The sequence below is a fragment of the Actinocrinis sp. genome, from assembly GCF_035650855.1.
GTDB lineage: Bacteria > Actinomycetota > Actinomycetes > Streptomycetales > Catenulisporaceae > Actinocrinis.
The window spans coordinates 1-19,952 of record NZ_DASRGV010000238.1; the positions used below are offsets into that span (position 1 = coordinate 1).

Consider the following 19,952-nt stretch of genomic DNA (forward strand, 5'->3'; position numbering starts at 1 on the left):
GGGTACCGTTGCTCTGGCGCACGCCGAAACAGGGAGGGAGTGAAGCCGGTGCTACCAACAGGCACGGCGACCCTGCGTTACTGGGCCGCCGCGCGTGAGGCCGCGGGTACCTCTGAGGAGCAGACACGCGCGGACACGCTCGGCGCGGCCCTCTCCGCCGCGGTGGCCGAACGCGGAGCCGCGGGCGACCGGCTGGCCAGGGTGCTCCAGCGCTGCTCCTTCCTGGTCGACGGGCAGCAGGTCGGCAAGCGCGACCCGGAGTCGGTCCGCCTCGATCCCGGCGCAGTCGTCGAGATCCTGCCCCCGTTCGCGGGGGGATGAGCCGACCCGCCATGAGTTACGGCTACGAGTACGAGGGCCAAGAAGGCTACGAAGGCGCGGGCGAGCAACCGCCCTCGGAAGGACGCGGTCGGCGTCGCAGACCCGCGCAGGAACCTGAGCCGGCCCTTCCGCAGCCCCAGCCTGCGTACTACGACGCACAGTGGGAACAGTCCGGCCTCGGCTGGGACCCGCAGGTGTGGAACGAGGCGCAGCGTGAGCAATACCCGCCCGACCAATACGCGCCTGATCAATACGCCCGAGAGCGACATGACCGGGATCAATACCCAGCGGATGAGTACTCGCCGGACCGGTACACGTCCGATCAGGAGCCGTATTACGAGGCGAAGTCTGATTACCGTGAATCCGATTACTATGGTCAAGATCAGTATGCGGCCGTCGCGGTAGACGCCGCGGATCTTGAAAGCGAATTCGAACCTCTCGCCGAATCCGCGGTATCTCAATACCCGCCACGTGAATCTGCGCCCGAATTCGCGCCCCCCACCGAAGAAACTCGCGGCTCCGTCACGTCTGCCGACAAATCTTCCGCGACGCCGGGCCAGGGAGCTTTCGGCGCGGCCGGCCTCGCCGTCGTCACCGGCATAAGTGCACTCGTCGCCACGCCAGTGCTTGCGATCGTGATCGGACTCAGTCAGATCGGTGTCGCGGTCGGCTGGCTGCGCACGGTCGGAACGCCTAACGCGCGCCGCACCACGGTCTTCGTCGCGGCGATCGGCTTGGCCGCCGCAGCGCTCGCGTACCGCCTCGTCCCAGACCGGGCGCCGGCGGCGATGGGAGCGGCGCTCGGCGTCGGCTTCGTCTTCCTCGCGGCAGATCAGCTGTTTCGCAAGGACACAGGCGCCGGCCGACACCGCAGCGAAGCGCTCGCCGCTGCGGTAACCGGCGCGGCGTTCACCGTGCTGCCCGCCGGGTACCTCGTCGCGCAGCGGCAGGACTCGGCGCTCGCCGGAGCGTGCGCGCTCGCAGCGGCCGTGGCAGTCCTCTGCTCCGCGCTCGTGGGCGGCGGCGCGAAGCCGATCGGGATCGCGGCCGGCGTCGTGGCGGCCACGGCACTCGGCGCGCTGACCGCCGTCACCCTCAGCGCCTCGGCCGGAGCCAAGGGCGGCGCGCTCGGCGGACTCATCTCAGGGCTCTTCGCGGTGATCGGCGCGCGCACGGCGGACCGGCTCGGCAGCGAGGGCGGCGACGTGCGTATCAGCGCCCAGGCACTCCCGGTCGCGTACTCGGCCATCGGAGCCGTGATCGCGGCGCAAGTGCTGCGCTGACCGTGTCTTCGTCCGTGCCTTTGTCCTTGTCTTCGTCCGTGCCTCCCTCCTCGCCCTGACCGGACCGCTGCGCGCTTTTCGACGGCCTTGTCACAGACCCGTTTCGAGTGTCGCGGAGCGGCTACCCTCACAAGATGACCGCGCCGAGCCCGGAGCCAGACCGCTACTACGGCAACTACTACGAGGACGAGCCCCCGGTCTCCGCGCTGCGGCGGGCACCGCGTCAGCGCCGCCGCGGACTCGGCTGCCTCATCGCGCTCGTCATCCTGGCCGGGCTGCTGGTCGGCGCGGACCGGGTCGCCGCCGCGATCACCGAGAACCAGCTGGCCTCGAAGATCCAGACCAGCCAGAAGCTCAAGACCAAGCCCTCCGTCTCGATCGACGGCTTCCCGTTCCTCACCCAGGTCATCTCGCGGCACTTCGACCACGCCACCGTCGACCTGGACAACTACGACTCCAACGGCTTCCCGATCCAGCACATCCACGCGGATCTGCGCGGCGTGCACGTCTCGTCCGGGTACAACAGCGCGACGGTGGACACGCTCACCGGCACGGCCACGCTCAGCTACGACCAGGTCGCGGCAAAGCTCAGCTCGCTCGTGGACTTCGGCAAGATCACCCTGAGCCAGGGCACCGGCGACCACGTCAAGGCGTCTTACAGCGTCCTCGGGATCAGCGTGAGCGCGGACGTCGCGGTGAGCCTGGTGGGCGGCAACAAGCTCGACCTCAAGACCATGGGCTTCGACACGCCGCTGTCCGCGCTCGGCCTCAAGACCGGCGACTTCGACCAGCAGATCCCGATCGGCGGCATGCCCTTCGGCATGCAGCTCAAGGACCTCCAAGTGACCGCCACCGGCGTCGACATCGCCGCCACCGGACAGAACGTGGTGCTAACCGGGAACACGGCCAACAGCAGCGGCTGAGCGGCTGAGCGGATCAGCGGTCATCGCCCCTGCGCGACGCCGATGCCCTAATCAGCCGCCCGACTGCTTACCGCGCTCACTTCACGACACGCTCTCACTTCACGACAAGAGTGCTGTGCTTCATCGACGGGTGAATGGAGCAGTGGAACGAGTACGACCCCGGAGCGGTCGGCGCTGTGAAAGTTGCGGTGCCGCCCGCCGGGACGCTCACGTCGAAGCCACCGCTCGAATCCGCGGTGACCGTGTGCATAACCGAGTCCTTGTTCACGACCGTGACCTGCGCCCCAGGCGACACGGTAAGCGGCCCGCTGAACGCGAAGCTCATGATGGTGATGGTGTTCGCCGTCGCCGCCGGAGCACTGCCGCCGCCTGAAGGCATCGAGGACATCGAGGACATGGCGGAGGACGAGGCTGAAGGCGCCGAACCGGCCCCCGCGCCCGAGGTTCCCGAACTGGAACTGGAACAGGCTGCCGCACCGGCCAGGGCCAAGGCCGTGACGGCGGCACCCAACATGCGCGAGGATCTGTTCATGCACTGGACACGGATGCGGTCTCGCGCCGGTTCAGCTGAACGGAAAGGCCAGAGCAAACGTGATACCGGTATGGCGGCAAGCACCGAAGTCCTGGACGAGGCGGCTTTGCGTCTGCTGTACGCGGAACACTCCGGCCCTGTGCTGGCCTATCTGCTCAAGCTGACTCGGGATCGGGCACGAGCCGAGGACCTGCTTCAGGAGACGATGCTGCGCGCGTGGCGGCGGCCCGAGGCCTTCCAGCCGGGCCGCGGCTCGGTACGCGCGTGGCTGTGCACTGTCGCGCACAACCTCGTCGTGGACGACGCCCGCTCGCGAGCCGCCCGCCCGACCGAGACCGAACTGACCGAGTACACGGAGCGCACCGAGGACGGGATCGACCCGTACGAGGCCGCGCTGCGGGCCTGGGAGTTCGCCGACGCGCTGGCCGCCCTCAGCGCCGAGCACCGAGCAGTCGTCATCGAGGTGTACTACCGCCGCGCGACGGTGAATGAGGCGGCGCGCGCGCTAGGCATCCCGCCGGGGACCGTCAAGTCCCGCACGTTTTACGCACTGCGCGCCCTAAGGCTCGCCTGTCAAGAAAGGGGGATCACACCGTGATCGACCGTGTTCCCCCGTGCACCGCTACCCGTGATCCATGGCTGCGCGAGGCCGTCGGGGCATACCTGCTCGGCGCGCTCGAACCCGAGGAGAACGACCGCGTCGCCGGGCACCTGGTCACCTGCGAGAGCTGCCGGGCCGAGTACGGCGAGCTGACCGAACTGCTGCCGCTGCTCGCCTCCGTCACCGAGACCGAGGCCGTCAACGGACCGGTACGTCCGGAACCCGCGGTGCTCGGCCGAGTGCTGGAAACCGCCTCGCAGCAGGTCGCCGACGGCGCCGTACGCCACGCGGCCGGGACCGGTTCGCCGGATCACCTGGACGGCGCGGAGCATGTACATCATCGCGGTCGCAGTTATCGGCCCGCGCGTACGAGCCTGCGTACCCGCATCGCACTCGTCGCCGCCGGCCTGCTCGCCGTTGTGGGAACCGGCTTGGGTCTGCTGCTGGCCGGCGGCTCGCAGGTCGCGGCCGTGGCCGGCGCCTGGTCCGCGAGCGCGAGCGTCGCCTCGCCCGGGTACGAGCGCATCAACGCGAGCGTCGAGGTGACTCCGGCCAGCTGGGGCTCGAACATCCAGCTGAAGATGGACAACGTACCCGTCGGCTACACCTGCACCATGGTCGTGGTCAGCACCACGGGCACACCGGTGGTGGCCGGCAACTGGAAGGCCAGCGACCAGGAGTCGTTCACCATCCCGGGTTCGGTCTCGCTCACGCCAGACCACATCGCGACCATCGAGGTGGACCTGCCGGACGGCAGCACCCTGCTCACCCTGAGCCACCCGCACTGACGGTCTCCCAAACGGCCTAAAACGACACAACCAGCTCCCGGCCTGCGCACACGTACCCGGCCTCCGGACCTCAAACGACACTGGAGCCTGCGACAACGTGCGACGTCAGCGGCCGTTCTATCGTTTTGTGAGACGATTGTCTCGGAATCCGAGATGTTAATGACAGCGCGCCCGGCTGCTCCCTAGTATCGACGGCATGAGGCCCCAGGCAGAGCTGACCAAGCGGCGCGCAGTCGACCTGTGCCGCGTCGCGGCCTGCCTGTGTTGTCGCTGAATCGCGCCTGACCGGCCCAGCCGGAAGGCACCCGCGCCGGCCGACCGCGGCTCGAGCCCGTCCGAACCGGACCCGCGCTCGCCGCCGTCCACCATCCGGACACCGCCGAGCCGCCCCGCGACCAGGCGAGACCCCGAGCAACCCGGCGGCCGAAGCCGCCCGCAAGCCCCCTGATCAGCGTCAACACGCACCGGCAACACCAGCCCTGGAGGAATGAACTCATGAGCCGCACCGACGTCCTGGTCGACGCAGACTGGGTCGAGGCACACCTCGACGACCCGAAGGTGGTCGTCGTCGAAGTGGACGAGGACACCGCCGCCTACGACAAGAACCACATCCGCAACGCGATCCGGATCGACTGGAAGAAGGACCTGCAGGACCCGGTCCGGCGCGACTTCGTCTCCAAGGAGCAGTTCGAGGCGCTGCTCTCGCAGCGCGGCATCGCCAACGACGACACCGTGGTGCTCTACGGCGGCAACAACAACTGGTTCGCCTCGTACGCGTACTGGTACTTCAAGCTCTACGGCCACCAGGACGTCAAGCTGCTCGACGGCGGTCGCAAGAAGTGGGAGCTGGACTCGCGCGACCTGGTCGAGGAGGTGCCCAGCCGCGCGGCCACCCAGTACACCGCGCAGCCGCAGGACACCTCGATCCGCGCCTTCCGCGACGAGGTGGTCGCCGCCATCGGGGCGAAGAACCTGGTCGACGTGCGCTCCCCCGACGAGTTCTCCGGCAAGCTGCTCGCCCCGGCGCACCTGCCGCAGGAGCAGTCGCAGCGCCCCGGCCACGTGCCGAGCGCGAAGAACATCCCGTGGTCGAAGGCGGCCAACGACGACGGCACCTTCAAGTCCGACGCGGAGCTGACCGAGCTCTACCAGGGCGAGGGCGTGGACCTGTCCAAGGACACCATCGCCTACTGCCGCATCGGCGAGCGCTCGGCGCACACCTGGTTCGTGCTGCACGAACTGCTCGGCCAGGAGAACGTGAAGAACTACGACGGCTCGTGGACCGAGTACGGCTCGCTGGTCGGCGTGCCGATCGAGCTCGGCGCCTGAGCCCGGGGCCGGTCAGTCAGCCACGGGGACAGCGGCAGCGAGGAAGGAACGAGACCATGTGCGGTGCTACCACCGGCGGCCTGTCCCGGGAGGGGATCGACGTGTCGAAGGAAACCATCATCGAGGGCACCATCCAGCGTGACGGCACCCCGGTGTCCGGCTACGTGCGCCTCCTCAACGAGGACGGCGAGTTCACCGCCGAGGTGCCCACCTCGGCGACCGGGGCGTTCCGCTTCTTCGCGGCTCCCGGCTCGTGGACGCTGCGGGCGCTGGTGCCCGGCGGGACCGCCGACCGCAAGGTCGTCGCCACGCAGGGCGAGGTCGCCGAGGTCCTGATCTCGGTCTGACCGCCGCCCGCACGGAGGCGGGAGACGGACGGCGCGCGCACGGCTGCGTCAGTAGACGAGCGCCTGTACGTCGTCTCCCAGCACTTCCTGCACGAACAGCTGCGCCCCGGCGATACGTACGCCGGGGCGCACGTCGTCTTCTGCGATGTCCCGCCGCGCCGCGCACTGCGTGCATAGCGTCACCGTGCCGGCTTGAAGTACCGCAGCGAGCAGCTCCTCTAGCGGAGCGGAGTGCGGTAACTCGAACTGCGCTGCGCGGCCGGGCAACGCGAACCACGCGGATTCCCCGGTGAGCCACAGCGAGACCTGCGCGCCGGAGGCCACCCCGACCGCGGCCACCGTGAAAGCTTGCGAGCACCGCTCCGGCGCGTCCTCGCCCGCGGTGAGCTTGATGACCAGCTTCTTCGCCATGAGCGTCGAGCGTAGCGAGACTCACAGCGGCGCGCGTCCGCAGTCCGCCCGCGGCGCCCATAGACTGAAGCCGTCCAGGTGGCCGCGCGGCATGAGGAATGACCGCGCCTGCGCAGCCACCGCCGCCGTTACGCACCCGGAGCGTCCACCGTGGAGACCTTCTTCACCGCCCTGCTCGTGGTGGTCTTCCTGCTCGTCACCTGGTTCGCCGGGTTCGTCGTGGTGAAGCTGTTCAAGGGCCAGACCCGCTAGCCGGCCGCCGAATCCGACCGCACAGAGCCGAGAACCGCGCGATGCCTTTCGAGATCCCCGCCGACCTCGACCCCGCCCTGCTCCCGGTCGCCTTCCTGATCGGCGACTGGGCCGGCGTCGGACTCGGCCAGTACCCCACCATCGAGGACTTCCGCTTCGGGCAGGAGATCACCTTCTCCTACGTGCCCGGCAAGACCTTCCTCGACTACGAGTCCCGCTCCTGGCTGATCGACGAGAACGGCGAGAAGGTGCGCCCGCTGGCCCGCGAGCACGGCTACTGGCGGCCGCAGCCGGACAACACCCTCGAGGTCGTGCTGGCCCACCCGACCGGCTTCGTCGAGATCTGGCACGGCGCGGTCGACAACGGCAAGATCGAGCTGAGCACGGACGCGGTAGCGCGTACCGCGACGGCGAAGGAGTACACCGGCGGCCACCGGCTCTACGGCCTGGTCAACGGCGACTTGTACTGGACGTTCGACATGGCGGCGATGGGCAAGGAACTCCAGAACCACCTGGCCGCACAGCTCAAGCGGGTCCAGGCTTAGGGAGTTCGCGCTTCACGCGTTCGGTCGGTGCGCGAGCCGCGCCGTAAACTCGATACGTGGGCAGCACGATGGAGCAGTCCGACCTGACGAAGCAGCTACGGGCCAAGGGATACCGGCTGACTCCGGCACGTCAGCTGGTGCTCAGCGCGGTTTCCGGGCTCGAACACGCCACGCCCGATGCCATCTGTGCCGAAGTGCAGCGCACCGCGAGCTCGGTCAACCTTTCGACCGTGTATCGCACCCTCGAACTCCTTGAGGAACTCGGGTTCGTTACGCACACCCACCTCGGACACGGCGCCCCCATCTATCACGCAGCCGCCGAACAGCAGCACTTGCACCTGGTCTGCCGCGTCTGCGGCCGGGTCACCGAGGCGCAGCCCGATGTGGCCGATCCGCTGGTCGAGAAGCTGCGCATGGAGCAGGGGTTCGAGATCGACGTCGCGCACTTCGCCATCTTCGGCCGCTGCGCCGACTGCGTGGCGCGAACCGGCGGCAGGTCGGAATAGCCCTTCCCAGAGCGAGGTTGCCGAAGATATGCCCAGCCCCGAGAGTTCCGCTTCCACAGTCGACGCAGCCGCACGCACGACCGGGTACCGCAGCCCGCTGCTCGCACTGCCCGGTGCGGTACCAGCCGAGTCGCCGGATGAAGGCGTCGCCGCGCACTACGGCAACCCGCACGCCGAGCAGCGTGCGCTCGTCGAGGGCTCAGGATTCGTCGACCTGTCACACCGCGGCGTGGTCCGCATCGGTGGCAAGGAACGGCTCAGCTGGTTGCACTCGCTGCTGACCCAGCACCTCACCGAACTGGCCCCGCACACGCCCACCGAGGCGCTGCTCCTCGACCCGCAGGGGCGGGTGGAGCACGCCCTCTACGTCGTCGACGACGGCGAGGCGACCTGGGCGCACGTCGAACCCGGGACGGCGCCCGCGCTGGTCGCGTTTCTGACCAAGATGCGCTTCCTCCTCGATGTCGACCCGCAGGACGTCACAGACGACTACGCGGTCGTATACGAGGCTGACGCGTCCGGTCCGGTCCCCGCAGGTGCGCTCGTACGTGGCCCGATCCAGCTCGGCGAGGCCGCGCAGGGCCGGGAAATCTTCCTCCCGCGCCCCGCCCTCAGCGACTACGCAGCAACACACTCGCACCCCGCCGGTACGTGGGCCTACGAGGCGCTACGGATCGCCGCGCACCGGCCGCGTGCCGGGCTCGAGACCGACGAGCGCGCCATCCCGCACGAACTGGACTGGATCAGCACCGCCGTCCACCTGGACAAGGGCTGCTACCGGGGCCAGGAGACCGTGGCGCGGGTCGAGAACCTGGGCCACCCGCCGCGCCGCCTGGTCTTCCTCCACCTCGACGGCACCCCCGAGCACCTTCCGGCACACGGCGATCCGGTGGAGCTCGACGGCCGCGCGGTCGGCGTGGTGACTTCGAGCGCCCGGCACTACGAACTCGGCCCGATCGCGCTCGCGCTGGTCAAGCGGACCGTCCCGGTCGACGCGCAACTCACCGCGGGCGGGGTGGCCGCCGGTCAAGAGGTCGTCGTTTCCCCGGAGGCCGGCGGTAACGCACGCGAACGCCTGCGCGGACGATAGGGCGAATAACGGGGCGACGACCGGAGCGCAAGCCGGACGCTGGAAGGACGTCGCCAGGACGTCGACAGGACGGCCAAGTGGGGTCATATACCCTCTCAACGCTCGATATCGCTCATCCGACCGGGTGACAGTTGCGGTCCGGGGAGTCATCCGTCGGGCCAGCGTGCGACGATTCAGGCAAGTCTCACCACAGGTCCGGAAGCCGGGCCCGGACCGTCGACCCGGGGGAGTTGTCACCCCCAACTCCATGGGGGTGCGATGAGCGAACCGACACCGACCGAATCCACCGGCGCCAACGGCCCCGGCGCGGGCACCGCGGCCGCGAGCCCGCAGCGGCGCATCGACCGTGTGCTCGACCGCGCGTTCACCGCCGACCTGCCGGCCCTCTCGGTGTCCGTGCTGCGGGAACGTCGCGCGGAGGCGAGCGCCGAGGAGAGCGACCTTTCCTACCTTCGGCGGGTCCTGCACGGCCGGCTCGACATAATCGCCGCGGAATGCGCCCGGCGCGCGGGCGGCGATCAGAGCCCGCTGGTGGCGCGGCTGGCCGAGATCCTCGCCGACGCGCCGTCCAGCCGAATCGCCTCTGCCCGGCACCTGGGCCTCGGCGGCGAGGCCGCGATCGGGGAATACCGGGCGGCGATGGAGGCCAGGCTGCGCGAGCTCGCCGTGCCCGACCTGGCCGCCTGCTCGGAGCGCACCCTCCGGGATACCGCCGCCGCGCTCTCCGTCTGTGAGCGCGAGGTGTCTGATCTGCGACGCAGAGTACAAGGGGTTGCCGACGCCTGTGCCGCGGACCTGGCTCGCCGGTACCGTGAGGGCGAGGCGGCCATCGACGATCTGCTCGCCGCGGACTAGCCGGCCGTCGCCGGCCCCGTCCGGCAGCCGCCTCGCCGACACCGAGAGCGGAGACCCTGCATCCCGATGATGATGGCCAGCGCAGAACCGGCCGATCCCACCCCGATCGGCTCCTCGAACGCTTCAACCGGCCCCACCCCGGCCGGCCCCGTGCCCTCCAGCTTCCCCGCCGAACCGGTCCTCGCCGAGATCGTCCGGTCCGGCTTCATCGAGGGCGCCCACCGCGGCCGCCTGGTCCTGCTCGACGCGGACGGCTCGATCCGGCTCGCCGTGGGCGACGTGCACGCGCCGATGCTGCCGCGCTCCTCGAACAAGCCGATGCAGGCCACCGGCCTGCTCGACGCCGGACTCGACCTGACCGGGGCGGAGTTGGCGCTGGCCGCGGCCAGCCACGCGGGCGAGCCCTTCCACGTGGACGGCGTGCGCAAGATCCTCGCCGGAGTCGGCCTCGACGAGTCGGCGCTGCGTACCCCGCCGAGCCTGCCCCTCGATGACGACGCCCGGCACGCCGAACTGTTCGCGGGCAGCGCCCCACGGCCGATCTACTCCGACTGTTCGGGTAAGCACGCCGCGATGCTCGCGGTCTGCGTACGCAACGGATGGGATGTCGCGGGATACCTCGACCCTGAGCACCCGGTCCAGCGCATCATCCGTGACGCGATCGAAAGGCTCGCGGGCGAACAGATCGCGTACGACGCGGTCGACGGATGCGGCGCCCCGCTGCTCGGCCTTTCCCTCGTCGGCCTGGCATCGGCATTCCGCGCGTGCGTTACGGCGCCCTTCGGAACCAACGCACATAAGGTCGCCGACGCCATGCGTACGCATCCCGAATACGTCGCGGGAACGCAGCAACTCGACACCCTCGCGATGCGCGCGGTAAGCGGTCTGCTCTCGAAGAGCGGCGCAGAGGCCGTACACGCCGCCGCGCTGCCTGACGGTCGGGCCCTCGCCTTCAAGATTTCCGATGGCTCGAAGCGCGCCAAGCCGGTCATCCTCGCCGAAGCGCTGCGCCGGCTCGACGTCCGGTCCGAGATCCTCGATCAGCTGGGGACGCTGCCTCTGCTCGGCGGCGGCTCGGTGATCGGCGGCATCCGCGCGGCCTTCTGAGCAGCCTGAGCGCAGCAGGCTCGGATCGAGCGTCACGTATTGCTGTCGGCTCGCAGCGGCGGTCCGGTGATCGCGCAATGCATCTCGCGATTCTGCGGCTCCCGGGGCCGCGTCAGCCGCGTCGGGATCGCGACGGCGGCGATGATGGAGCCGGCGACGAGTAACCCCGCGCAGATGTACATCGAGGTGCGGTACACCGGCGCCAAGGTCGCCGGGTTGGTGAGGCTGCCTGTCCCCAACCCGGCGGCGAGCGGCAGTACCGCGACCGCGAGCAGTCCGGCCGCCCGCGCGACCGCGTTGTTCACGCCGCTCGCGATTCCGGCGCGGCTCTCGTCGAGCGAGCCCAGCGCGGTGGCGGTCAGCGGCGCGACGTTCAGCGAGGTGCCCAGTCCGAGCACGATCACGGCCGGAAGTACCGTCGCCGGATAGAACGCGTGCGGACCGATGCGCGAGAACAGCAGCATCGCGGCCGCGCACACCAGCGGCCCGAAGGTCATCGGCAAGCGCGGCCCGATCCGCTGTGCCAGCGCGCCGGATCGAGCCGAGAGCAGCAGCATCAGCACCGTGATCGGCAGCATCGCGGTTCCGGCGGCCAGCGCGCTGTATCCCGCGACCACCTGAAGGTTCAGCACGACCAGGAAGAACACTCCGCCCAGCGCCGCGTAGACGGCGAAGGTCGCCAGATTCGCCGCGGTGAAGGCCCGGGATCGGAACACGTCGAGCGGCAGCATCGGATGCGCCGAGCGCCGTTCCGTGAACACGAACCCGATGAGCGCTGCCACGCCGACGCTCAGCGACGTGGCGACCCCGGCCGAGCCCGGGCCGTTCGTCGGCCACGCGGTGAACCCGTACGTCAGCCCGCCGAGCGAGGCCGCGGCCAGCACGACGCCCGGCACGTCGAGGCTCCGGGCCGCATGCGGATCGCGCGACTCCGGGATGTGCCGAAGGGCGACCGCCACGACCGCCGCGGCCAGCGGCGCGTTGATCAGGAAGACCAGGCGCCATGTGGAGACCTGCACCAGCCAGCCGCCGAGGAAGGGCCCCAGCGCGCCCGCGATCCCGCCGAGCCCCGACCACGCGCCGATGGCGCGGCCGCGGTCGTCCGGATGGAATGAGGCCTCGAGGATCGCCAGCGACCCCGGCGTGAGCAGCGCGCCGCCGATCCCCTGCACCACCCGGGCCGCGATCAGCACTTGGACATTGGGCGCGAGACCGCAGAGCAACGAGGCCGCGGCGAACCAGATGACGCCGGTCACGAACACGCGGCGGCGCCCGAAGCGGTCACCGAGCGAGCCGCCGAGCAGGATCAGCGATGCGAGGCTGAGCGTGTATCCGTTGACGGTCCACTGCAACGCCGCGGCCCCGGCATGGAACTCGCGCCCAATGTGCGGGAGCGCGATGTTCACCACGGTCGCGTCGATGAAAGTCAGCGCCGAGCCGAGCACCGTAGCGAACAGCACCCATCGACCCGTCGGCGATCCGTACCGCACCAGCTGCCGCGGTTGATCGACCACTGTCACGGCTTCTCCTCGCGTCACATGGATACCTGAGCCACGATAAGCGCTCGGAGGCGGTTCGGGTCTTACGAATCGGCTTTGCCGGATCGCGGCCGGGCGCGTACGTGCATCCGCTCGCCTTGCGGCCCGAAGAGGGTCAGCAACTCGGCGGGCGCCCCGCCGGCGCTGCCGAACCAGTGCGGGGTGCGCGTGTCGAACTCGGCGACCTCGCCCTCCTTCATGATGAAATCCAGGTCCGCGAGGCGCAGCCGGACCTGGCCGGACAGCACGTACATCCACTCGTAGCCCTCGTGGCTGGCCTGGTCGCGCTCCGGGTCGTGGGCCGGCAGCAGCATCTTGTACGCGCGTAGGCCGCCGGGCCGGTGGTTGAGCGGGATCAGCGTGCGGCCGTGCAGCTGCACCGGCTTGCCGTGCACCCTCGGATCGCCCTGCTCCGGCATGCCGACGAGTTCGTCGAGCGGCACCTGATAGGCGCGCGCGAGGGCGAGCAGCAGCTCGAGCGTCGGTTTCCGGCCGCCGGACTCGAGCCGGGAGAGCGTGCTGACGGAGATGCCGGTGTCCGCCGACAGGCCGCCGAGCGTCAAGCCGCGCTGACGGCGCAGTTCCCGCAGCCGCGGGCCGATCGCATCGAGCACGGGATCGTCGGTCGTCATGGGATCCATTGCTCTTTCGGCAAAGAAATTTGTCAAGTCGACGCCGTCGGCTGATGGTGAGTGCATGGACGAGCGGCATGAGCACACTGACGAGAAGTTCGACAAGGCCGACGAAGCGTACGAGGCCTACGAGGTGGTCGTGGTCGGCGGCGGCGCGGCCGGACTAAGCGCCGCGGTCGCGCTGGCCCGCTCCCGCCGGTCGGTCTTGGTGATCGACTCAAGGGAGCCACGTAACGCACCGGCGGGCCACGTGCACAACTTCCTGACGCGAGACGGCACGCCACCGGCCCAGATCCTCGCGCTCGGCCGAGACGAGGTCCTCCGGTACGGCGGTCGCGTCGAAAGCGGCCGGGTCACCGCGGTAAGCCGGGAGGGCGAGCGCTTCCACATCGAGGTCGGGGAGCGAACCGTCACAGCGCGGCGACTGCTGCTGGCGACCGGATTGCGCGACGAACTGCCGGACATCCCGGGCCTGGCTGAGCGCTGGGGAATCGACGTGCTGCACTGCCCGTACTGCCACGGCTGGGAGGTCCGCGATCAACGCATCGGCGTCCTCGCGACCAGCCCGGCCGTCATGCACCAGGTGCTGCTGTTCCGGCAACTCAGCGCCCGCGTGACGCTGCTCCAACACACCGCGCCGCCCCTGACCGACGCGGACCGCGAGCAGTTGCGCGTGCTCGGCGTCACGGTCGTCGAGGGCCAGGTCACGCAGGTCGAATCGAACGATGGCGGCCTGACCGGAGTCCGGCTCACAGACGGCACCCACGTAGCCCTCGACGCTCTCGTCGTTGCGCCACGGTTCACTGCCCGCACCGAGCTGGCCGAGTCGCTCAGCCTCACACCGACCGAGGTCCAGATGGCCGGTGAAGTGATCGGCACGCAGATCGAGGCGAACCCCGCCGGAGCGACCAGCGTGCCCGGAGTCTGGGTCGCCGGGAACCTCGCCGCGGTCCAGGCGCAGGTCATCTCGTCCGCGGCATCCGGTCTGACAGCCGGTGCGGCGATCAACGCCGACCTGGTCATGGAGGACGCCAAGCGCGCAGTCGAGGCCGGCCGCGAACACAGCGAGAGCGCCTGGGACGAGCGGTATCAGACCCATGGCAACAAGCACCATTGGAGCGGTGAACCGAATCCCGCGCTCGTCACAGAGGTCGCGAATCTGACCCCTGGTACCGCATTCGACGCCGGCGCAGGCGAGGGTGGTGACGCGGCCTGGCTGGCATCGCAGGGCTGGAAGGTCACCGCGGCGGACATCTCCGCCGTGGCTCTACAGCGTGCACAGGAGCTAGCACGGCAACGCGGCCTGGACATCACGTGGCTGCACGCCGATCTCGCGCTAACCCCGATCCAAGGCACCTACGACCTGGTTACATCGCACTACATGCACATGCCCCGCGCCGCGCGCGAATCGGTCTACCGCAACCTCGCGGCAGCCGTGGCACCGGGCGGCACGCTGCTCATCGTCGGCCACGACCCGAGCGACCTGCTCACCACGGTCCCGCGCCCCGACCTCGCCGCGCTCGGCTGGACCGCCGCAGACTTGGCCGGCTCGCTCGACGACGACTGGACCATCGAGGTCGCCGAAGCCCGGCCGCGCGAGGCCACCGATCCAGACGGGGAGAAGGTCACCATCCACGACGCCGTGCTGCGCGCCCGCCGCAATCCACCACGCGACTAGCGCGCAACCGGCGGCGCTAGGAACCTGTCTGCATGCAAATCGCCGCTCCCCCGGTCCCTGCTGAACGTCTCGCCGCGCACCGCGTGGTCGCGACGGCGCTGGCCGTCAAGTCCGACGCCGAACTGGCCGAACTGCTGGCCGGCGGGCGCTCGCAGGGCGCTGGGATCGGCGGCAGCGCGGTGGCGCTGGAAGTCGCCGGCGTCACCGTGTTCGCCAAGTCGATCCCGCTCACCGACCTGGAACTGCGCTCCGAAAACCACCGATCGACGGCTGATCTGTTCGGTCTGCCAACCTTCTACCAGTACCCGATGGGCTCGACCGGCTTCAGCGCATGGCGGGAGCTGGCCGCGCACATCATGACCGCAACCTGGGTTCTTACCGGCGGCTTTCCCGGCTTTCCGCTCACGCACCACTGGCGCGTCCTGCCCGCGCCGCCGCCGCGAGAAGACGCCATCGCGGGCGAGTTCGGCGGCATCGACGGGGCCGTGGCGCGCTGGGACGGATCCGCCGCCGTCCGCCGCCGCCTGGAGGCGATTGTTGCCTCCCGCGCGTGCATCGTCGTCTTCCAGGAGCACATTCCGCACCGGCTCACCGACTGGCTCGCCGGCCCCGAAGCGGACTTCGCGCTGGCCGAGCGGCAGTTGGTCGCCGGAGCCGCATTCATGCGCGCCCAGGGCTTCGTCCACTTCGACACGCACTTCGGGAACGTGCTGACCGACGGCGCCCAGGTGTACTTCGCCGACTTCGGCCTGGCGACGTGCGATCACTTCGCCCTATCGGAAGCTGAACGCCGCTTCCTCGCCGAGCACCGCGACTTCGATCTCGCCTACATCGCCACGGGTCTGGTCGCGCACGCGGTCGACGCGCTGCGCGAGGACCGGCCGCGCCGCGAGTTCCTGCGCGCATGGGTAGCGGGAAGCGTCGAGCGCCCGGTTGCCGCGCCGCACCTCGCAGCGCTCCTCGACCGTTACGGCCTGCTGGTCCTGTTAGTCCTCGACTTCCACGACGCGTTGAACAGCGGGCCGAAGACCCATCCGTGGCCGGCCGAGCAGGTCGCCCGGCTGCTCTCAGCCGTCGATATAGCGTCCGATGCTGCGTCAGACACAGCGTCCGATACAGCCGCGCTTAACTCTCGCTAGCGGGCGTTTGCAAAAGCAAGCACTTAGGCGCACACTGGAGTTGTGGCAAACCTCCTGGGACCGAAGCACGTGGCGCAGCTCGGCGCGTACATCCGCGAGCAGCGGGAAAACGCGCAGTACTCGCTGCGGCAGCTGGCCCAGGCGGCCGGGGTTTCCAACCCCTACCTCAGCCAGATCGAGCGCGGCCTGCGCAAGCCGAGTGCCGAGATCCTGCAGCAGCTTGCGAAGGCGCTGAAGATATCCGCCGAGACGCTCTACGTGCAGGCCGGTTTACTCGACGGCTCGCCTGAGCACTCGGAGGCGCATGCGGGCGACACGGACGGCACGCGCGGTGCGGACATCGCCGCGGCCGGCCGGGTGGTCGCCGCGATCGCCGCGGATCCCGCGCTGACCCGCCGTCAGAAGCAGATCCTGCGCGAGATTTACGAGTCCTTCCGCGCGGAGACCGCGGCCGCGGCTCCGACGCACGCCCCTTCCGGCGAGACCGACCGACCGACGACACCGACTACTGCGGGGCTCGCGCCCCACGAGACCCGAGGTGACTGACATGAGCATGACCAATGAGATCCGCCGGACCCTTTCCGACCCGAAGCCGCTGTACGCGCTCGCCGGGGCGGGCGACCTGGCCGCGTCCAAGCTGCGTGAGGCGCCGGCGCTGCTGACCGAGGCGGCCGCCACGGTCACCACGCTGGCCAACCGGATCGCCGCCGAGGCGCCGGAGCAGATCGCCAAGGTGCAGACCCGCCTCGCCGAGGTGCAGACGCGCCTGGCCGAGGTGCCCGGCACGCTGGCCGTCGACCCGCGTTCGGTCGTGGCGACCCTCGACCCGCGCACCGCGCGCGAGTCGATCCGCGGCGCCGTCGCCGGCGTCGACACCCAGGCACTGCGCGACAAGGCCCAGACCCTCGCCCTGGTCCAGGTGGGCCGGGTGCTCGAGGCCGCGGGCAAGGCCGTGGAGACCTACGACGAGCTGGCCGAGCGCGGCAAGGTCGTCGTGGAGCGGTACCGCGGCGCGATCGACGGCGCGCCCGAGGACGTGACCGTGGTCGTCGAGCAGGTGATCGTGGAGGAGCCGGCGCCGGCCGAGGCCGAGCCGAAGCCCGCGACCGCCGCCAAGTCCGCGCCGAACGGTGCGAAGCCGAAGGTCGAGGAGGCCGAGGTGGCCGACACCCCGTCCGCCTCCGCCAAGCCGGCGTCGGCGCAGGCGAAGAAGACCGCCGCCACCCCGCGCAAGCGGACCGCCCCGTCCTCCGCGGCCAAGTCCACCAAGGCGTGACGGCTGCGCCCCATAAGTAAAGACCGGGCAGTACGCTCGGAAGCGCGACAGATTCAGGGCCGCGCTTCCGAGCGGCCGCGCACACGGTCGAGGAGCCTGCGATGGGATTCGGCAACGGACTGATCACCGGCACGTTCTTCAGCGTGCTGAACCTCATCCTGCTCGCGCTGCTGATCTTCAAGATCTTCGCCTTCATCGACGCGGCGATCCGCCCGGCGCAGGCATACGTCGCCGCCGAGAAGCTGACCAAGGTGGCCTGGCTGCTGTTCCTCGGCATCGCCGCGGTCGTCGACCTCTTCTTCGGCGGCCCCTTCTCGATACTGACCATCCTCGGCACGGTCGCCGCGATCGTGTACATGGTCGACGTGCGCCCCGCGTTGCGGCAGTACTCCGGCGCCCGGCGCGGCCCGCAGGACGGTCCGTACGGGCCCTGGTGATGAGCCGGATTTCCGGCTGGTCCGCGGGTTCTCAGGCGATTCTCAAGCTGCTCTAACGACCGGCTTATGGCCGCTGTGCACTATAGAAGCAACCCCCCAAGGTCGGGGCGCGGTGTTAGACCCGCCCCGTTATCCGGGAGAGCCCGACTCCCGGAGGTGCTTCAGGCACCGTTGCTGTGGCCCCGACGTCGCCATCCCCCGCGTGCGACGCCCGGGGCCACAGCCTTTTCCACACCGGTTGCTCCCGTAGTGCCCGGTTCCGCGCCGGCCGTTCCAGCGACAGCGGACCACGCGACGCTCACCTCGCCGAGCCGCCACCGGTTCGCGCGCCCGACGATCGGCCACCGCGGCAGCAGCGAGCCGACCGCCGCGATCCAGCGCTGCCGCACTCCGAGGTCTCCGATCGGCGCCGCCGCCTGCCAGGCGCGCTCAAGCGCCTGCAAGAACGCATGGATCGGCTCACCCGGCACGTTGCGGTGAATCAGCGCCTTGGGCAACCGTTCGGCGAACACGGCCGGGGACTCCAGCGAGGCCAAGCGTCCGGCCAGCGTCAGCGTCAGCGGACCGCTTCGGTCAAGTGCGACCCAGGTGGCGACGCGGCCGTTCTCCGAGCAGGTGCCCTCGATCAGCAGGCCGCCGACCTCCAGCCGCGCGGTGAGTGCGTGCCAGACCCCTGCCACCTCGGATTCGTCATACTGTCGCAGCACATTGAAGGCACGGATCACAGCAGGCGCGCGGTCCACCGGCAACTCGAATCCACCGAGCCGGAAATCGAGGCCTGCACGCGCGTAGGGCAGCGCCGCCGCCACCCGAGTCGGATCGATCTCCAGCCCGATGGTCTGAAGATCTGGTCGCATCGAGCGCAGCCGCGTGTGCAGCTCGACGGTCGTGATCGGATAAGCGCCATATCCCAGATCGACGACCAGCGGAGCCTCCGGCGCCGCGCGCAACAACCCGCCGTGTACGCCGACCAGCCAACGATCGACACGCCGCAACCGGTTCGGCGCAGTCGTGCCCCGCGTAATGGTCCCGACCGGGCGGGTGTGCTTCACGGCGCCGCCTACTCGAAGCCGCCGGCTTCCGCCTGCGATCCGTGGCCGCTCATGATCCGCTGCGGTGCACCTTGTGCGGTGCGGCCTGTGCGATCGGCTTGATGACCATGAGGTCGACGTCCACGTGAGCCGGCCTGGTGACCGCGAACGCGACGCAATCCGCGATGTCCTCGGCGACCAGCGGCGCGTCGACGCCTCGGTACGTCGCCTCCGCTCGCTCCGCGTCGCCGCCGAAGCGCACCAGCGAGAACTCCTCGGTCTTGACCATGCCCGGCGCGATCTCGGTGATCCGGACCGGCTGGCCGTTCAACTCAAGCCGCAGTGTCTCGCTCATCGCGTGCTGCGCGTGCTTCGCGGCCGTGTAACCGCCCCCGCCTTCGTACACGAGGTGTCCGGCGATCGACGTGATGTTCACCACGTGTCCGCGTCCGTAACGCACCATCGCAGGCAGCAGCGCCTTGGTCATACGCACCGAGCCGAGCACGTTCACATCGAACATCCGCCGCCACTGTTCGAGGTCTGCGTCAGCTACAGGATCGAGGCCGAACGCACCGCCCGCGTTGTTGACCAACACCGCGCACTCGGGCACCGCCTCAGCGAGCGCGGCGACTGATGCTTCATCGGTCACATCCAGCTGAAACGCGGTCGCGCCGATCTCCGCGGCCAGCTTCTCCAGCCGGTCGATCCGGCGCGCGGCTGCCACCACGTGAAAGCCTTCGGCAGCCAGGCGACGCGCCGTCGCCGCCCCGATCCCGCTGCTCGCTCCGGTGACGACGGCGACCGGGGAGGAGGGGGCGTGCACAGGCGCGGAAGCAGGAGGAGTCATGCGCCCATTCTCCGGCATCCTCCGACCGGTCTTCATAAATGACCATGTGATTCAAACGTAGCCTGGAGGACATGCGGGGAATAGCGGCGCGTCCGGGAGCGGTTGCAACGCTTCGGCGCGTGGTGCGCTTCAGGGTCGCTGGGGCCCGGCGCACCTTACGTCGAGAGGCACGTCGCAACCGGCGGCGCAGCGCTCGGCGAGCCCGACTGCTGTACGGACGCCGTGTGTACGGACACCGTCATCGACACTGTGGAGGACCGAGATTGATTCCCCGGCGGATAGCCACGCTCTCGGTTCACACCTCCCCGCTGCACCAGCCCGGCACCGGTGATGCCGGCGGGATGAACGTGTACATCGTCGAGGTCTCCAAGCGGCTGGCCGCGCTCGGCATCGAGGTCGAGATCTTCACCCGCGCCACCGCGGGCGACCTGCCGCCGGTCGTGGAGATGGCGCCCGGAGTCAACGTCCGGCACATCACCGCCGG

The 19,952-nt window shown here is 69.8% G+C and carries 25 protein-coding genes; 19 read left to right on the forward strand and 6 right to left on the reverse strand.

The features are described from left to right. Positions 1–48: 48 nt before the first annotated feature. The 3 genes from VFB40_RS17410 to VFB40_RS17420 all read left to right on the forward strand — a co-directional run bounded on the left by VFB40_RS17410 (position 49) and on the right by VFB40_RS17420 (position 2,527). Positions 49–321 (forward strand): MoaD/ThiS family protein, encoded by a 273-nt coding sequence (locus tag VFB40_RS17410; RefSeq protein WP_324851901.1) that lies wholly within the window; start codon positions 49–51, stop codon positions 319–321. Positions 322–956: 635 nt separating this feature from the next. After that, on the forward strand, positions 957–1,604 hold the full coding sequence (locus VFB40_RS17415; protein ID WP_324851902.1) for a hypothetical protein: 648 nt from the start codon (positions 957–959) through the stop codon (positions 1,602–1,604). A 134-nt stretch (positions 1,605–1,738) separates the two neighbouring features. Further along, entirely contained in the window at positions 1,739–2,527 is a 789-nt protein-coding gene (locus VFB40_RS17420; protein ID WP_324851904.1) for an LmeA family phospholipid-binding protein, read from the forward strand. 94 nt (positions 2,528–2,621) lie between these two features. Here the strand turns inward: VFB40_RS17420 and VFB40_RS17425 are convergent, their stop codons facing one another. Further along, positions 2,622–2,852, reverse strand: coding sequence for a cupredoxin domain-containing protein (locus tag VFB40_RS17425; RefSeq protein WP_324851906.1), 231 nt, complete (start codon positions 2,850–2,852; stop codon positions 2,622–2,624). On the opposite strand from VFB40_RS17425, the gene VFB40_RS17430 reads away from it, so the two are divergent. The 5 genes from VFB40_RS17430 (at position 2,851) to VFB40_RS17445 (ending at position 6,124) form a co-directional block, all read left to right on the forward strand. Further along, on the forward strand, positions 2,851–3,657 hold the full coding sequence (locus VFB40_RS17430) for a sigma-70 family RNA polymerase sigma factor (RefSeq protein WP_324851908.1): 807 nt from the start codon (positions 2,851–2,853) through the stop codon (positions 3,655–3,657). The two genes, VFB40_RS17425 and VFB40_RS17430, sit on opposite strands and share 2 nt — an antisense overlap. Further along, positions 3,654–4,448, forward strand: coding sequence for a zf-HC2 domain-containing protein (locus VFB40_RS17435; RefSeq protein ID WP_324851910.1), 795 nt, complete (start codon positions 3,654–3,656; stop codon positions 4,446–4,448). The genes VFB40_RS17430 and VFB40_RS17435 overlap by 4 nt, the downstream gene beginning before the upstream one ends. A 196-nt stretch (positions 4,449–4,644) precedes the next feature. Beyond that, positions 4,645–4,722 (forward strand): Ms5788A family Cys-rich leader peptide, encoded by a 78-nt coding sequence (locus VFB40_RS28810; RefSeq protein ID WP_369015811.1) that lies wholly within the window; start codon positions 4,645–4,647, stop codon positions 4,720–4,722. Between the two features lie 221 nt (positions 4,723–4,943). Beyond that, positions 4,944–5,777 (forward strand): sulfurtransferase, encoded by an 834-nt coding sequence (locus VFB40_RS17440; RefSeq protein ID WP_324851912.1) that lies wholly within the window; start codon positions 4,944–4,946, stop codon positions 5,775–5,777. Positions 5,778–5,833: 56 nt separating this feature from the next. Further along, on the forward strand, positions 5,834–6,124 hold the full coding sequence (locus VFB40_RS17445; protein WP_324851914.1) for a DUF1416 domain-containing protein: 291 nt from the start codon (positions 5,834–5,836) through the stop codon (positions 6,122–6,124). Positions 6,125–6,172: 48 nt separating this feature from the next. Here VFB40_RS17445 and VFB40_RS17450 read toward each other — a convergent pair whose 3' ends face one another. After that, positions 6,173–6,535, reverse strand: coding sequence for a DsrE family protein (locus tag VFB40_RS17450; RefSeq protein WP_324851916.1), 363 nt, complete (start codon positions 6,533–6,535; stop codon positions 6,173–6,175). Positions 6,536–6,828: 293 nt separating this feature from the next. Between VFB40_RS17450 and VFB40_RS17455 the strand changes: the two genes are divergently transcribed. From VFB40_RS17455 to VFB40_RS17475, 5 genes are all read left to right on the forward strand, one after another. Then, the gene (locus tag VFB40_RS17455) at positions 6,829–7,332 is read left to right on the forward strand and encodes a heme-binding beta-barrel domain-containing protein (protein ID WP_324851918.1); all 504 of its coding nucleotides are present in this window, start codon (positions 6,829–6,831) and stop codon (positions 7,330–7,332) included. A 68-nt stretch (positions 7,333–7,400) separates the two neighbouring features. Further along, a complete protein-coding gene (locus VFB40_RS17460) occupies positions 7,401–7,838 on the forward strand; it encodes a Fur family transcriptional regulator (RefSeq protein WP_349261523.1) in 438 nt (145 codons plus the stop codon). A 28-nt stretch (positions 7,839–7,866) separates the two neighbouring features. After that, positions 7,867–8,928 (forward strand): CAF17-like 4Fe-4S cluster assembly/insertion protein YgfZ, encoded by a 1,062-nt coding sequence (gene ygfZ, locus VFB40_RS17465; protein ID WP_324851921.1) that lies wholly within the window; start codon positions 7,867–7,869, stop codon positions 8,926–8,928. A gap of 258 nt (positions 8,929–9,186) precedes the next feature. Then, complete coding sequence (locus tag VFB40_RS17470; RefSeq protein ID WP_324851923.1) at positions 9,187–9,783, forward strand: RsiG family protein; 597 nt, start codon at positions 9,187–9,189, stop codon at positions 9,781–9,783. 72 nt (positions 9,784–9,855) lie between these two features. After that, positions 9,856–10,890 carry an asparaginase gene (locus VFB40_RS17475; protein ID WP_324851925.1) on the forward strand — a complete coding sequence of 345 codons (1,035 nt, stop codon included), beginning with the start codon at positions 9,856–9,858 and terminating at the stop codon, positions 10,888–10,890. Between the two features lie 32 nt (positions 10,891–10,922). Here VFB40_RS17475 and VFB40_RS17480 read toward each other — a convergent pair whose 3' ends face one another. Both VFB40_RS17480 and VFB40_RS17485 read right to left on the reverse strand, forming a co-directional pair. Then, the gene (locus VFB40_RS17480; protein ID WP_324851928.1) at positions 10,923–12,410 is read right to left on the reverse strand and encodes an MFS transporter; all 1,488 of its coding nucleotides are present in this window, start codon (positions 12,408–12,410) and stop codon (positions 10,923–10,925) included. 62 nt (positions 12,411–12,472) lie between these two features. Beyond that, a complete protein-coding gene (locus VFB40_RS17485; RefSeq protein ID WP_324851930.1) occupies positions 12,473–13,060 on the reverse strand; it encodes a helix-turn-helix domain-containing protein in 588 nt (195 codons plus the stop codon). A 64-nt stretch (positions 13,061–13,124) separates the two neighbouring features. Between VFB40_RS17485 and VFB40_RS17490 the strand changes: the two genes are divergently transcribed. The 5 genes from VFB40_RS17490 (at position 13,125) to VFB40_RS17510 (ending at position 17,590) form a co-directional block, all read left to right on the forward strand. Beyond that, entirely contained in the window at positions 13,125–14,738 is a 1,614-nt protein-coding gene (locus tag VFB40_RS17490) for an FAD-dependent oxidoreductase (RefSeq protein WP_324851932.1), read from the forward strand. Positions 14,739–14,770: 32 nt separating this feature from the next. Continuing rightward, positions 14,771–15,877, forward strand: a complete 1,107-nt coding sequence (locus tag VFB40_RS17495; protein ID WP_324851934.1) for a protein kinase family protein — start codon at positions 14,771–14,773, stop codon at positions 15,875–15,877. A 54-nt stretch (positions 15,878–15,931) separates the two neighbouring features. Further along, positions 15,932–16,423, forward strand: coding sequence for a helix-turn-helix domain-containing protein (locus VFB40_RS17500; protein WP_349261524.1), 492 nt, complete (start codon positions 15,932–15,934; stop codon positions 16,421–16,423). 1 nt (position 16,424) lies between these two features. After that, entirely contained in the window at positions 16,425–17,153 is a 729-nt protein-coding gene (locus VFB40_RS17505; RefSeq protein ID WP_324851937.1) for a hypothetical protein, read from the forward strand. Positions 17,154–17,254: 101 nt separating this feature from the next. Further along, positions 17,255–17,590, forward strand: a complete 336-nt coding sequence (locus tag VFB40_RS17510; protein ID WP_324851939.1) for a DUF2516 family protein — start codon at positions 17,255–17,257, stop codon at positions 17,588–17,590. 161 nt (positions 17,591–17,751) lie between these two features. Here VFB40_RS17510 and VFB40_RS17515 read toward each other — a convergent pair whose 3' ends face one another. Both VFB40_RS17515 and VFB40_RS17520 read right to left on the reverse strand, forming a co-directional pair. Continuing rightward, positions 17,752–18,399 (reverse strand): hypothetical protein, encoded by a 648-nt coding sequence (locus VFB40_RS17515; protein WP_324851941.1) that lies wholly within the window; start codon positions 18,397–18,399, stop codon positions 17,752–17,754. Between the two features lie 292 nt (positions 18,400–18,691). Continuing rightward, entirely contained in the window at positions 18,692–19,468 is a 777-nt protein-coding gene (locus VFB40_RS17520) for an SDR family NAD(P)-dependent oxidoreductase (RefSeq protein WP_324851943.1), read from the reverse strand. 224 nt (positions 19,469–19,692) lie between these two features. Here VFB40_RS17520 and VFB40_RS28630 point away from each other — a divergent pair. After that, positions 19,693–19,952, forward strand: a 260-nt coding sequence (locus VFB40_RS28630; RefSeq protein WP_349261522.1) for a glycosyltransferase, incomplete at its 3' end; no start/stop codon positions are given.